The following is a 14,995-nucleotide window of genomic DNA, read 5'->3' on the forward strand; positions in this document are numbered from 1 at the left end:
TGTAAAAACTCCTTCTCTATTTTAATTACAATATGTATTAGTATGAACCATTTAAATTGAACATATCTATGACATTTATATATAAACTACAAAAAGTAATAACAAAATTTAAATACACTAAAAAAGCGGGAAAAATCCCGCTTTTTAAAACTTATCGACGTAAACCAAGCTTGTTGATTAATTCACGGTAGCGAGTTACGTCTTTATTACGTAGGTACGTTAAAAGATTACGACGTTTACCTACCATTTTCAAAAGACCGCGACGAGAATGGTGGTCTTTCTTGTGAGTACGTAAGTGATCATTTAAGTTATTGATGTCCTCTGTAAGGATAGCAATTTGAACTTCTGGTGATCCTGTATCAGACTCATGAGTTCTGTATTGTTCAATAAGTTCGTTTTTACGTTCTTGTGTGATAGCCATCCTTTTCACCTCCTTAATTTACAAAACACCTATTACCGAGCATACGTTGGTGAATCGTGTTGCCAAGCAATGGTTTTAAGCTACGAGTATTAGAATACTATTTTTCATTGAAAATTGCAAGGTTTATACTAGGTTTTTTTCAAAGAAATTAAGCGCAGCCTCTTTGTCTCGATGAATTTGCTTAATAAGTTCTTCAACATGACTGAATTTTTGTTCACTTCTTATTCGTTTATACCAATAAACAGTAATAGTATCACCATATATTTCCTCATTAAACTCGAAGATGTGTACTTCGACACTTGGCTTTGCTGCCTTTTCATGATGAAATGTTGGCTTATACCCAATATTGCATACACCCTCGTAGGAATGACCTTTATAAAGTACCTTTATTGCGTAAACACCCGTAGGAGGCACTAAGTAATCAGGTCCAACCTCTATATTGGCTGTAGGAAAGCCAATTGTTCTGCCCCGCTTCTCACCGTGTGCAACAAGTCCAGATATCGAATAAGGTCTTCCTAATAGATTAACGGCATAATCCATATCTCCACTTCTAATAACTTCTCTAATTAATGTTGAACTAATTTTACGATCATGATCTGTTTGTTTTTCGACAGTTGTATGTAAGAATTGTTCTCTTGAATGAAATGGTAATGTTTCCATCGTTCCTTTACCAAGATGTCCGTAAGTAAAGTCAAAGCCTGCAACCACATGCTTTACATTGAGCTTAATAATAAACTCATCAACGAACTGCTGTGGTAAAAGTGCAGCAAATTCTAATGAAAACTCAACTACAAAGAGATAATCAACCTCTAAATTTTCTATCAACATAATTTTGTCTTCTAGTGGAGTTATATAGTCGATGGTTGATTGTTTTCTTAAAACGACCTGTGGGTGTGGATGAAAAGTCATTACCGCACTTTTTATACCCAAACTAGCTGCCGTTTCTTTCGCTCTTAATATGACTTCTTGATGACCTTTATGAACACCATCAAAATAGCCCAAAGCCATGACCATTTCTTCAAAATTTCTTTTATCAAAATGATGTGGATGAGACAGTTTAATTAATTTCAAAGTCAATTCACCTTTTTCTCGCTTATCGCTTGTTCCTTAAATCATCAGAACCTTAATTGGCTTCATTAAGTGACTTTTGGATGGGTGCTTCGTATATATTGCCAAACATTCATTTTTTTCGTTATAAATTGCAATTGGCTCCCCAACATTTGTTGTATGATAGTCGCTTGGCAAGTCTAACACTGCCCCATTTCTCACTTTCTCTGCTAGCGTATCATGTATAATTAGTTTCGGCAAATCATTTAATGCTTCACCAATTGATATTAATTGTCCTTGTAACTGATTTTGTTCTACTATTTGTTCTACTTCTTCAAATGTTAAACATTCTTCAAGTGAAAATTGTCCTGATTTTGTTCGAATTAAATGTGACATATGTGCCGGATAACCAAGTTTTTCTCCAATCATCACAGCGAGAGTTCTTACATACGTGCCTTTTGAGCACGTCACTCTGAAACGAAATGTTGACAATCCCTTACTATTATTTATATCACTAATCAGCTTACATTCATTAATCGTAATCTTCCTTGTAGGTCGTTCAACTTCTATACCTGCCCTAGCATATTCATATAATTTTTTGCCATTGATTTTAACAGCAGAATACATTGGAGGAGTTTGTTCAATTGTCCCTTCCAATGAACTTAATACTTCATTTACTTGAGTCGGCACAAGCTCGCCTTCTACTTTTTTACTGTCTACTATCTCTCCAGAAGCATCTTCAGTTGTTGTTGAGAAACCGATCGTTACCTCTGCTTCATACGTTTTATGAGAAGCTGTTAAATATTCCACAATTTTCGTAGCTCTTCCCAGACACAGTGGAAGCACTCCAGTCACATCCGGATCTAGGGTACCGGTATGACCCACTTTTTTCGTTTTAGCCAATTTTCTCATTTTAGCCACACAGTCATGAGAAGTCATACCTGCTGGCTTATTTAGTAAAAGAACACCTTCCATATTAACTCTCCTTTTCGTCCATTTTTCTTAATGTCAAGTGTAACCTTATTGCTTAGTAGGTTGTTACTAACGTACCTTATGATTAGGACAGTGTAATCATAAAAAGGTACAAGTTTCTGTTGAAAAGATGCCACTACTCGAGCTTTCTTGCCTTTTATTTCAATTAATTCCGAGTAAAACATCACGTTCAAACTATAATCTAGACTAAATCAAAAAGGGATAGACAAAGAAGTCTATCCCTAAAAAGGAGTTAATCCTCCTTATTTTGAGCATTTAACTCATGAATAAGTGTCTCAATTCGATTACCATAATCAATTGATTCATCAAATTCAAATTGTATTTCTGGAGTTTTGCGTAAGCGAATTCGCTGCCCTATTTCAGAACGGATAAACCCTTTAGCTTTCGCTAGCCCTTTAAGTGTATTTTCTCTTTGTTCTTCATCTCCAAGAACTGAGATATACACTTTTGCGATTTGCAAATCACCAGATACACTAACATCTGTTACTGTAACAAATCCAATGCGTGGGTCTTTAATCTTACGGCCAATAATATCGCCTAGCTCTTTCTTCATTTGCTCTCCGACACGGTTTGCTCTTAAGCTCATGTCAATCACCTCTTCATTTAAAACCATTCATACGATGTTAATGTACGTTCTATCTCAGGAAATGAATCAAGAAATTTTAGTGTATTATTTAATTCTCGTTCTGTCTGTACTTTTGAAGAGCTTATAGCTACGAAACCTATTTTAGTTCGTTGCCATGAGTCTTGAAAGTCTATTTCTGAGACTGACACGTTAAATTTTTGTTTCGTTCTTGTAAGAACTCGCTGTAATACAGCTCTTTTTTCTTTTAAGGATTGTGTGTCGTATAGGATGAATTCGCAATTAGCGTATCCAATCATTTACGTTCAATTTCCTCCATCACATAGGCTTCAATGATGTCGCCTTCTTTTACATCGTTAAAGTTCTTAATTGTAATACCACATTCGTAGTTTCTTGCTACTTCTTTTACATCATCTTTAAAACGTTTTAACGCATCAATTTCACCTTCAAAGATAACAATTCCATCACGAATTAAACGTATGCCACTGTCACGAGTAATCTTACCTTCCGTTACATAAGAACCCGCAATTGTACCAATTTTAGACACTTTAAAGGTAGTACGTACTTCCACTTGACCAATTACTTTTTCTTCAAATTCAGGGTCAAGCATACCTTTCATAGCTGATTCAATTTCTTCTATTACCTTATAAATAATACGGTGTAAACGAATATCAACATTTTCAACATCCGCCGTTTTCTTTGCACCTGCATCTGGACGCACATTAAAACCAATGACAATAGCATTTGATGCTGCCGCAAGGATAATGTCCGATTCAGTAATTGCACCTACACCTGTATGAATGATTTTCACTCGTACACCTTCAACATCAATTTTTTGTAAAGCCGCTGCTAAAGCTTCAACAGAACCTTGAACATCTGCTTTTACAATTAAATTAATGTCTTTGATATCACCTAGTTTAATTTGTTCAAAGAGATCATCTAGGCTTAGCTTAGATCCTTCACTACGTTGTGCATCTAATTGTTTTTGTGCTCTTGCTTCACCGACTTGACGAGCTGATTTTTCATCTCCAAAGACCATAAATTGGTCGCCAGCTAATGGAACATCGTTTAGACCAGTAATTTCAACAGGTGTTGATGGGCCAGCTTCTTTCACACGTCGACCAAGGTCATTAACCATCGCACGTACACGTCCAAATGTATTTCCCACTACGATAGGATCTCCTACCCGTAAGGTACCATTTTGAACAAGAAGTGTTGCAACTGATCCACGACCTTTGTCTAATTGAGCTTCAATAACAGTACCTGTAGCTCGACGATTCGGATTTGCTTTTAGCTCTTCGACCTCAGTAACTAAAAGAATCATTTCAATTAGCTCATCAAGACCTTGACCAGTTAAAGCTGAAACAGGTACAAATATAGTTTCCCCACCCCATGCTTCTGGTACTAGTCCATGTTCTGTTAATTCTTGCATTACACGATCCGGATTAGCAGTAGGCTTATCAACTTTATTTACAGCTACGATAATCGGTACTTCAGCTGCTTTAGCGTGATTAATTGCCTCTACAGTTTGTGGCATTACACCATCATCCGCCGCAACAACAAGAATCGTAATATCTGTCACTTGTGCACCTCGAGCACGCATTGTTGTAAACGCAGCATGTCCTGGTGTATCTAAGAATGTGATTTTTTGATCATTGGATACAATTTGGTAAGCTCCGATGTGCTGAGTAATTCCTCCAGCCTCACCTGCCGTTACTTTCGTATTTCGAATAGAATCTAAAAGTGTTGTTTTACCATGGTCAACGTGTCCCATAATCGTCACAACTGCTGGACGGATTGTTAAATCCTCTTCCTTGTCCTCTTCTTCATACTTATCAAAATCAGTTTTTTCTAAAATGATTTCTTCTTCTACTTCTACACCGTATTCCCCAGCAATTAACTCAATTGAATCCTTATCAAGCTCTTGGTTAATCGTAGCCATTGTTCCTAGTAAAAGTAATTTTTTTATAATTTCAGATGGTTCTTTTCCTAACTCAGAAGCTAGTTCTCCAACTGTTAAGCTACCTGAAAATGTAATTTTTGAAGGTAGTTCTTTTTTTGGCTTAGGTGGTTGTTGTTGTTGGAACGAACCTTTTTGTTTTTTGTTATTGTTATTTCTCTTCCCTTTATTTTGATTGGAAGGTTTGTTATTTGAGTGGTTTTGCTTTTTATTATCTCGGCTGGAGTTTGGAGAAGCTTGCTTATTATTATTAGCAGGTTTGTCTCCGTTATTTGTTTTTATATTGTCTGATTTATTATTATTTTGATTTGTATTCACTTGGTTCCCCGGTTTCTTTGTCGATTCATTTGTTTTGTTTAGGTTGTTCGTTTCAACCTTGAATTTTTTGTCTAGCTTGACAATTACATCGTCTTCAATCGTTGACATATGGTTACTAACTTCAACATTTAATTCTTGTAAAGTAGAAATAATAGCTTTACTTGATACATTCGTTTGTTTCGCATACTCATATACTCGCATTTTTGTCATGCGTTCACCCCCAAGAATATTAATCGAGCAAGGTTTTTAACTTTGCAGCAAAGCCTGCATCATTTATCGCCACGACAACTCTTGCATCTTTCCCAATTGCATGACCTAACGTATAGCGATCTTCAACTAAAATAAAGGGGATCTGATAAAACTTACATTTATCCATTACCTTCTTTGTTGTGTTAGCAGATGCATCTTGTGAAAGAAGAACTAACTTAGCTCGTTGTTGCCTAATTTCTTTTACAACAAGTTCCTCTCCCGAAATTACTTTTCGTGCTCGATTTGCTAAGCCCAATAAGGACGTCCATTGCTGCTGATTCATCTTACTTCGTTGTTCTCCTTCTCAGCTAATTGAAGAAGCTCCATATAGATGGAATCTTCAATTTTGGTTTTCAATTGATTTGCAAGAATATTCTTCTTTTTAGCTTGTAGAATGCATTCTTTTTCAAGTGTGATATACGCACCTCGACCATTTTTCTTTCCTGTTAGGTCTACTGAAACATCGCCTTCTTTAGATCGTACAACACGGACGAGTTCTTTTTTTGACTTCATCTCACCTGTTGCAACACACTTACGCAAAGGAATTTTGCGATTGCTCATGAGAACACCTCTTATTCACTTAACTCTCTATCATCAAAACTTGTCAAAAGTGGTTCATCATCAGATAAATCTGTTTCAGAACGATTTATTTCTAATGGATAAATCCCAGCCTGTTCAGCGTCAGATTCACTTTTAATATCAATTTTCCAGCCCGTTAATTTAGCAGCTAAACGCGCATTTTGACCACGTTTACCAATTGCTAATGAAAGTTGATAATCAGGTACAATAACCGTTGTTGATTTCTCTTCTTCATTAACAAGTACTTCAGCTACCTTTGAAGGGCTTAAAGCATTGGCAACGAACTCAACTGGATCTTGAGACCATCGTACAATGTCAATTTTTTCACCTTTTAGTTCATTTACAATCGTTTGTACACGTTGCCCTTTAGGACCTACGCAAGAACCAACAGGATCTACTTCTGGGTTATCAGAATGAACTGAAATTTTAGAACGGTCTCCCGCTTCACGAGAAACAGACTTGATTTCAACTGTTCCATCATAAATCTCAGGTACTTCCATTTCAAATAAACGTTTTAATAAACCTGGATGTGTTCTAGAAACAAAAATTTGTGGTCCTTTTGTTGTTTTTTCTACCTTCGTTAAGAAAACCTTAATTCGATCGTGTGGACGATACGTTTCATTAGGCATTTGCTCACTTACTGGTAAAAGGGCTTCTATTTTCCCTAAGCTAACATAGATGAATTTTGAATCAATACGCTGTACAATTCCTGTCATGATATCTTCTTCACGATCGATAAATTCACTATAGATTACACCACGCTCTGCTTCACGTACTCTTTGAGTAACAACCTGCTTAGCCGTTTGAGCTGCAATTCGACCGAAGTCTTTTGGAGTTACTTCCATTTCAATCACGTCATTAACGACATAATTAGGATTAATTCCTTGAGCTTCAGCAATAGAAATTTCTAATCGAGGATCATAAACTTCATCCACTACGTCTTTTCTTGCGTATACTTTCATTGTTCCTGTATCTCGATTTAGATCTACACGAACGTTTTGTGCTTGATTAAAGTTTCGTTTATATGCTGAAATCAAGGCAGCTTCAATTGCTTCAATAATAATTTCCTTGCTAATGCCCTTTTCCTTCTCTAGAATCGTTAAGGCATCTAATAATTCACTACTCATTTCAACGGCTTCCCCCTTAAAAAATAAGCTATACATATTATTTTTCTAAGCATTTTACTGTTACAATGTAACGCTTGAAAAAGTAACCTCTCTATTAAGAAATAATAGAAATAATAACAAAAGGCATATTCATTCCTTTTTATTGCTCTGTTAAACTTGGATTTCAAAAAGCAATTCTTCTTCCTAGAGCGGTCTGGGAGCACCCTCGGCATATTCTCCTCCATGGTTCCCCCTTTGACATGTTTCTTTTCAACCTCCAGCGCCTTTTCAAAAGCCAAAATCAACTTTTGAATCGAATACAAACAACGCCTTTTATACCAAAGTGACTTATTAAGTCTCATGCCTTCCGCACCAATCAGCAAATTGCTAAAAACAGCATTTAACAGTAACGCCTTTAAGCTAAGCATTCAGCTAGAACTCAGATTACAATGAATGATCATTGTAGGTTAGTCTCTCCAATCATTACTCACTTAAATAAAAAGGAAAAAAGCCTCAAAAAACTTATAATAGAGATTAATTAAAAGTAACGGCTAATCTAGCTTTCGCTACTTTCTCATAAGGAATTTCAACTTGTTTTTTTCTAGTCTTTATTGTTACAGTAACAGTAAGAGTTTGACCGTCAAAATTCGTTAACTCTCCTTCAAATACTTTCTCTCCATTAATCGGTTCATACGTTTTGACATGAACTTGCTTTCCGATTGCCTTCATCACATCTGATTCTTTCTTCAGTGGTCGTTCAGCACCTGGCGATGAAACCTCTAAGAAATAATTGTGTTGAATAGGATCTAACTCGTCCAGCTTTTCACTCACTTTTTCACTTACGATTCCACATTCTTCAATGTCAATTCCTTTTTCTGAATCAATAAATAATCGTAGAAACCAATTTGCACCTTCTTTTACATATTCGATATCCACTAATTCAAGTTTCATATCTGCTAAAATGGGAGATACTAAATCTTCTACAATATCGGTGACTTTTTTACTCATTTTTTCCTCCTTGCTAAGAAAAGCGTAAGTGAAATGATCCATCTAATGCTAAAGAGGGATAAACCTCACTTAAGCTAAACATTTCGAATAGAAGTATTTGTTTACGCTTAAAAATTCTGAAAAACCCTGCCTTTTGAGCAGGGAATGAGTATGTACTATACTATCCGAATTGAGGTCCATACAATACGAAAGAGCGGGTTTCCCCACTCTCTCTCCTCTGCTTATCGTTAGCATTTCCATTAAAAGCATAACATAACCTCTATTTTTATGCAAATTTATCCTAAGAATCATGTTAAGCATTCATAAACTGGTAAAACTATAAAACCCATATTATAAATTAAAATAGCGATAATTGATTTTGGTCCGGTAGTTCATCCAAGCAACCATGGTTAGATAAGTACTCAATAATTGTCTTTGATACTTTACCACGTTGTTGTAGGTCTTCTTTAGATAGAAACTCTCCATTTTCACGTGCTTTAACAATATTAATTGCAGCATTTGTACCTAATCCTGGAATTGAGTTGAATGGTGGAATCAGTGAATGACCATCAATAATAAACTCAGAGGCATCTGAACGGTACAAATCTACCTTTTGGAAAGAGTAACCTCTTTCACACATTTCTAAAGCTAATTCTAAAACCGTTAGCAAACTTTTTTCTTTAGGTGCTGCATCTAGTCCTTTTGCGTTAATCTCTTCTATCTTAGCTTTTATCGGTGTTGAACCTTTTACCATCGTATCAATATCAAAGTCATCGGCACGAACAGTGAAATAGGCTGCATAATATAAAAGGGCGTGATGAACTTTAAAATAAGCAATTCTAACAGCCATTAATACATAAGCAGCTGCATGGGCTTTAGGGAACATATATTTGATCTTTAAGCATGAATCAATATACCAATCCGGAACCTCTTGCTTTTTCATTTCCTCTTCCATTTCATCCGTTAATCCTTTACCTTTACGTACCGATTCCATAATTTTAAATGCAAAAGATGGCTCAAGCCCTTGGTAAATAAGATATACCATAATATCATCACGGCATCCAATTACTTCACTTAGTGTACAAATGTTATTATGAATTAATTCCTGAGCATTTCCAAGCCATACATCTGTTCCGTGTGATAGCCCTGAAATCTGTACTAATTCAGAGAAGGTAGTTGGTTTCGTATCCTCAAGCATTTGACGTACAAATCGTGTTCCAAATTCAGGTATTCCCAATGTTCCAGTTTTACACATAATTTGTTCTTCTGTTACACCTAGTGATTCTGTTCCACTAAATATTTTCATTACTTCAGGATCGTCTGTCGGTATTGTCTTAGGGTCGATTCCACTTAAGTCCTGTAGCATACGGATAACTGTCGGATCATCATGGCCTAGGATATCAAGTTTTAAAAGATTATCATGGATAGAATGGAAATCGAAATGAGTTGTCTTCCATTCTGAGCCCGTAGCATCTGCAGGGAATTGGATAGGAGAAAAATCAAATATATCCATATAATCAGGGACAACTATTATTCCTCCAGGATGCTGACCTGTAGTTCGTTTTACACCTGTACAGCCTTGAACTAAGCGGTCAACTTCTGCTCCTCTATAGATGAGATTGTGATCATTTGCATAGCCTTTAACATAACCATACGCTGTTTTTTCCGCAACTGTCCCTATTGTACCGGCTCGATACACATACTCTTCTCCAAAAAGTAATTTAGTGTAATTATGTGCGGTTGGTTGATATTCACCTGAGAAGTTCAAATCAATATCAGGTACTTTATCCCCTTTGAATCCAAGAAACGTTTCAAACGGTATATCATGTCCATCCTTTTGATACTTCGCACCACAATTAGGACAATCCTTGTTAGGTAAGTCAAACCCCGAACCAACGGAACCATCATTAAAAAATTCTGAGTGCTGACAATCAGGACATACATAGTGTGGCGGCAAAGGATTTACCTCCGTAATCTCTGTCATAGTCGCCACGAAGGAAGAACCTACAGAACCACGTGAACCTACTAGATAACCATCATCTAAGGATTTTTTAACAAGCTTATGAGAAATAAGATAAATAACAGCAAATCCATGCCCGATGATACTCTTTAATTCTTTCTCTAGTCTGGCTTCAACAAGCTCGGGCAAGTTATCACCGTATATACTTCTTGCTCTTGAATAACTCATTTCTCGAATTTCATCGTCTGCCCCTTCAATTTTCGGTGTATACAGATCATCTTTAATCGGTTTAATATCCTCTATTAAATCGGCAATTAAATTCGTGTTTTCAACAACAATTCGCTTTGCTATGTCCTCTCCTAAAAAAGAAAAACACGAAAGCATTTCATCTGTTGTACGAAAATGAACATTTGGAAGCTCATGACGATTTAGCGGATTTGCCCCACCCTGTGAACTTACTAATATTTTCCGATAAATTTTATCAACAGGATTTAAATAATGAACATTTCCTGTAGCAACGACAGGTTTATCTAATTTTTCACCTAGTTTAACGATGTTTGATACAATTTCTTGTAAGGCAATCTCATCACGAATATAATCTAATTCAATTAAATGTTGGTACACCTCTAAAGGTTGTACCTCTAAATAGTCGTAATAGGCAGCAATTTCTTCCACTTCCTCAGGAGACTTTTGCATCATTCCTTCAAAAACTTCTCCCTTATCACAGGCAGAACCAATTAAAAGACCCTCTCTATATTTGTTCAATTGAGACCTAGGTATTCTAGGAACTCTATAGAAATAAGAAATATGAGCAATAGATACCAATTTAAAGAGATTCTTTAATCCGACATCATTTTGTGCAAGAACAGTCGCATGATATGGTCTAGAACGCTGATATGCATTTCCTTTTCCCATATTGTCATTGAATTGATCATGGTATTCAATTTCTTTTTCTGCAGCATCTTTAAGCATCTTAATTAACAAATAACCTGTTGCTTCAGCATCGTAAATTGCTCGGTGATGCTGTGTTAATTCAATATCGAACTTTTTACATAACGTGTTAAGTCGATGGTTTTTTAATTCAGGATAAAGGAAACGACCTAATTCAAGCGTATCAATTACTGGATTTTTCGCTTTTTCTTCTCCTAAAAGCTTCTTATATCCCACATTTAAAAATCCCATATCGAAGCTGGCATTATGAGCAACTAGAATATCATCACCTATCCAGTCCTTGAATTTCCGTAGAACTTCATCAACATTTGGCGCATCCCTTACCATATCATCTGTAATTCCTGTTAGATCTATTGTAGTTGCCGATAAAGGGTGATGAGGATTGGCGAATGACTCGAATCGATCGACGATTTCACCATTCTGAATCTTAACAGCTGCCAATTCAATTACCGTATCATAAACAGCTGATAACCCAGTTGTCTCAACGTCAAAAACGATATAGGTTTCATCAGGTAAATAACGATGCTGACTGTTATAGGCAATTGGAACTCCATCATCCACAAGATTTATTTCAACTCCATAAAGGATTTTCACTCCATGCTTTTTACCTGCTGAATAAGCCTCTGGAAAAGATTGAGCAACAGCGTGATCCGTTAAGGCAATTGCTTTATGTCCCCACTTCTTTGCCTGTTCAACATATTTACTAATAGACGTGACAGCATCCATTTGACTCATAGGAGAATGTAAATGAAGCTCTACACGTTTTTCATCGTCAGGAGCTTTATCCTTTCTTTCTCGTGGAGCCATTTCATTAATATCATTTGCAATCATGACAAGGTCTCTTACAAATGTATCATTTTGAATACTACCTCTTACTTTTAACCACATTCCTTTTTTTACAGCTTGGACTAAAAAGGCATCTTCTTTGTCTCTAGCAAACATTTTAACAAGGATAGAACTTGTATAATCTGTAATTTTAAAGGTTAACAACGTCCTACCGCTTCGAAGTTCTTTCGTTTCTGCATCAAAGACATATCCTTGAATGGCAATTCTTCGTTCTTCGTCTTCAATTGAAGCCATAGAACGAATTTCTTCATCCTCTTTAATGGTATAACCAATTGTGAGTGGGCCGGAAAGCTCAGGCTGCATCGCGTCTTCTTTTTCCGCATTCTCCATATCTGTAAAGGCTTGTAATCCTCTTTGTTTATCTTCTTCTAATTTCTTCGCTTGGAATTCTTTTATTTCCTCTTCACTTACAGCAACCGTGGTATCAATTTGGAAGGTTGGAAAGCCGAATTGCTGGAAGCTTTCTTGAATAAGAGAAGCATATTTTCGCTTAATTGTCATAGCCTCTGTATCATTTTTAGTCTTTATTAGAACTTTAACTCCTTGTACCGAAGGACTTTGTTCATTTAATAGAGCTAGCATTGGAGGTGAGATACCATCCATTTGTTGAATACAAATGGTCCAGTAATCTTGAACAAGCTTTTCATCAAAGGATTGATCGACTGTTTCATACGTAAATGAAACATCTGCAATATGCGAAAAAGCCTTAGAAAGTTTTGTATGAAAAAGCTGAAATACATTATATGGAAGAATCTTTTCAAATTGAAAGTGAAAATGCCATTTTTTTGTTAGCTTATGAACAGTTAATTTTGCAATTGACCCATTTTTAAAATGAACAACTGCTGCATCTTCTGTTAACCTAATCTGTTGTAACAGTAGTTGGAATCGTTCTATAGGATTCGTTTGCATACTCATACTCTTAAATCCCCTCTTTCTTCTGAGGTCATGATTTTCCTTTATTATCTATTACTCCTTATTAGGAACAAAATTCAATTCCCTTTAACCTAATATTATAATGAGATGTATATAGGCTTAATCATGTTCTAACACCCATATCATTTAGCATTCAGAATAGTGCTTAAGTTATCACAGCCGAAGAGGCTGCCTCATATTGATAGACAAGCTAAAAATGTCTACAAATTGAAGTCAGCCTCTTTTTGAATTATTTATATATCTAGTTTAACACGAATTTAAAAATCATGTAACAATCATTAGTTACCAAGTAATTGATCTAATTTAGAAGATAATTCTTCGGTAGTAACTTCAAAAGATTCACCTGATTTACGAACCTTAACTTCTACAATTCCTTCTTCTGCTTTTTTCCCAACAGTAATTCGGACTGGTATACCAATTAAATCAGAGTCAGCAAATTTCACTCCTACACGTTCTTGACGATCATCAAGAAGTACCTCTAATCCTGCATTATTCATTTGGCTATAAAGCTTCTCAGAAAGTTCCCTTTGTACATCATTCTTAGCATTTACAGGAACAATGTGAACGTGGAATGGCGCAACAGCTTCTGGCAACACAATGCCGTTGTCATCATTGTGTTGTTCGATAATAGCTGCTAATGTTCTTGAAACACCGATTCCATAGCACCCCATAATCATCGGCTGAGAACGTCCATTTTCGTCTAAATACGTTGCATCCATTGCTTCACTATATCTTGTACCTAATTTAAAGACATGACCTACTTCAATTCCCTTGGCGAACTGAATGCGACCTTCACCGTCTGGAGAGAGATCACCTTCTTGAATAAAACGTAGATCCGCATATTTTGCTACAGAATAATCTCTATCTACATTCACGTTATTATAGTGATAGTTTTCTTCATTTGCACCACAAACCCCGTTAACAACTGCTTTAACTGCATGATCAGCAATCACTTCTACACCTTCATTTACCCCAATTGGACCCACATATCCAGGTACACAGTTTAGAATGTTTTTTGTTTCTTCTGGTGTCGCTAATTCTACTACAGATGCTCCGTATAGGTTCTTCACTTTTATATCATTAATCTCATGATCTCCACGAACTAATACCAAAACAAATTGTTCATCAACTTTAAACAGAATAGATTTAATAGCTTGCTCCTTCGAAACATGTAAGAAATTCACAACTTCATCAATTGTTCGCTGATTAGGAGTTTCAACCTTTACTAATTCTTGTTTAACTTCAGTACTAGCTTCATATGTTTCGATGACCGGAGCCATTTCAATATTTGCCGCATATTGAGATGTATCTGAATAGGCGATGGTATCTTCCCCAATCTCAGAAAGAACCATAAATTCATGTGTATCAGTACCACCCATTGCTCCAGAATCAGCAATAACTGCTCTAAAATTTAGTCCACATCGCGCAAATACATTTTGATAAGCAGCAAACATTTTATCATAGCCTTCATCCAAGCTTTCTTGTGAGGAATGGAAAGAGTATGCGTCCTTCATTATAAACTCACGACCTCTTAAGATTCCAAAGCGAGGGCGTTTTTCATCACGAAATTTTGTTTGAATTTGATAAAGTGCTAGCGGTAAACGTTTGTATGACTTTACCTCATCTCTCACCAAACTTGTAATCATCTCTTCATGAGTAGCACCTAAAGCGAAGTCTCGGTTATGACGGTCTTTAAGTCTCATAAGCTCTGGACCATAAGAATACCAACGACCTGATTCTTGCCACAGTTCAGCTTGTTGTAATGCTGGCATTAATAGTTCAGATGCACCTGCGTTATGCATTTCCTCACGAACAATTGCTTCTATTTTTTTTAAAACTTTATGTGCAAGTGGTAGGTAACTATATACACCGCTTGTGTTTTGTCTTATATATCCTGCTCTAAGCATAAGCTGGTGACTCTTTACCTCAGCATCAGCCGGAACTTCACGTAGAGTCGGAATAAACATCATACTTTGTTTCATTACGAGCACCTCTATTTTGAATAAACTCTTTTAATCAATTAATCATACCAAAAAGGTATTAGTTTAGAAAGTGTAAACAC

At 36.1% G+C, this 14,995-nt stretch carries 12 protein-coding genes; all 12 read right to left on the reverse strand.

The genetic code is table 11. The features are described from left to right. Positions 1-151: 151 nt before the first annotated feature. The 12 genes from rpsO to A9C19_RS11140 all read right to left on the reverse strand — a co-directional run bounded on the left by rpsO (position 152) and on the right by A9C19_RS11140 (position 14,915). Positions 152-421 carry a 30S ribosomal protein S15 gene (gene rpsO, locus A9C19_RS11080; protein ID WP_072580005.1) on the reverse strand — a complete coding sequence of 90 codons (270 nt, stop codon included), beginning with the start codon at positions 419-421 and terminating at the stop codon, positions 152-154. A gap of 123 nt (positions 422-544) precedes the next feature. Beyond that, positions 545-1,492, reverse strand: a complete 948-nt coding sequence (ribF, locus tag A9C19_RS11085) for a bifunctional riboflavin kinase/FAD synthetase (RefSeq protein ID WP_072580006.1) — start codon at positions 1,490-1,492, stop codon at positions 545-547. A 36-nt stretch (positions 1,493-1,528) separates the two neighbouring features. After that, positions 1,529-2,443 (reverse strand): tRNA pseudouridine(55) synthase TruB, encoded by a 915-nt coding sequence (gene truB / locus A9C19_RS11090; RefSeq protein ID WP_072580007.1) that lies wholly within the window; start codon positions 2,441-2,443, stop codon positions 1,529-1,531. A gap of 250 nt (positions 2,444-2,693) precedes the next feature. Next, positions 2,694-3,047, reverse strand: coding sequence for a 30S ribosome-binding factor RbfA (rbfA, locus tag A9C19_RS11095; RefSeq protein WP_072580008.1), 354 nt, complete (start codon positions 3,045-3,047; stop codon positions 2,694-2,696). A 17-nt stretch (positions 3,048-3,064) separates the two neighbouring features. After that, the gene (locus tag A9C19_RS11100) at positions 3,065-3,343 is read right to left on the reverse strand and encodes a DUF503 domain-containing protein (RefSeq protein WP_072580009.1); all 279 of its coding nucleotides are present in this window, start codon (positions 3,341-3,343) and stop codon (positions 3,065-3,067) included. After that, the gene (infB, locus tag A9C19_RS11105; protein WP_072580010.1) at positions 3,340-5,532 is read right to left on the reverse strand and encodes a translation initiation factor IF-2; all 2,193 of its coding nucleotides are present in this window, start codon (positions 5,530-5,532) and stop codon (positions 3,340-3,342) included. Before infB ends, A9C19_RS11100 begins: the two co-directional genes overlap by 4 nt. Before the next feature lie 19 nt (positions 5,533-5,551). Next, positions 5,552-5,854, reverse strand: a complete 303-nt coding sequence (locus A9C19_RS11110) for a YlxQ family RNA-binding protein (protein WP_072580011.1) — start codon at positions 5,852-5,854, stop codon at positions 5,552-5,554. Continuing rightward, entirely contained in the window at positions 5,851-6,132 is a 282-nt protein-coding gene (gene rnpM, locus A9C19_RS11115; protein WP_072580012.1) for an RNase P modulator RnpM, read from the reverse strand. The genes A9C19_RS11110 and rnpM overlap by 4 nt, the downstream gene beginning before the upstream one ends. Before the next feature lie 11 nt (positions 6,133-6,143). Then, on the reverse strand, positions 6,144-7,277 hold the full coding sequence (gene nusA, locus A9C19_RS11120; RefSeq protein WP_072580013.1) for a transcription termination factor NusA: 1,134 nt from the start codon (positions 7,275-7,277) through the stop codon (positions 6,144-6,146). Positions 7,278-7,790: 513 nt separating this feature from the next. Continuing rightward, positions 7,791-8,264: a ribosome maturation factor RimP gene (gene rimP, locus A9C19_RS11130; RefSeq protein ID WP_072580015.1), complete on the reverse strand. Its 474-nt coding sequence runs from the start codon at positions 8,262-8,264 to the stop codon at positions 7,791-7,793. A 337-nt stretch (positions 8,265-8,601) separates the two neighbouring features. Further along, positions 8,602-12,915, reverse strand: coding sequence for a PolC-type DNA polymerase III (locus A9C19_RS11135; protein WP_072580016.1), 4,314 nt, complete (start codon positions 12,913-12,915; stop codon positions 8,602-8,604). Positions 12,916-13,211: 296 nt separating this feature from the next. After that, positions 13,212-14,915: a proline--tRNA ligase gene (locus tag A9C19_RS11140; RefSeq protein ID WP_072580017.1), complete on the reverse strand. Its 1,704-nt coding sequence runs from the start codon at positions 14,913-14,915 to the stop codon at positions 13,212-13,214. Between the last annotated feature and the right edge of the window lie 80 nt (positions 14,916-14,995).

The organism is Bacillus weihaiensis, assembly GCF_001889165.1.
GTDB classification, from domain to species: domain Bacteria; phylum Bacillota; class Bacilli; order Bacillales; family Bacillaceae; genus Metabacillus; species Metabacillus weihaiensis.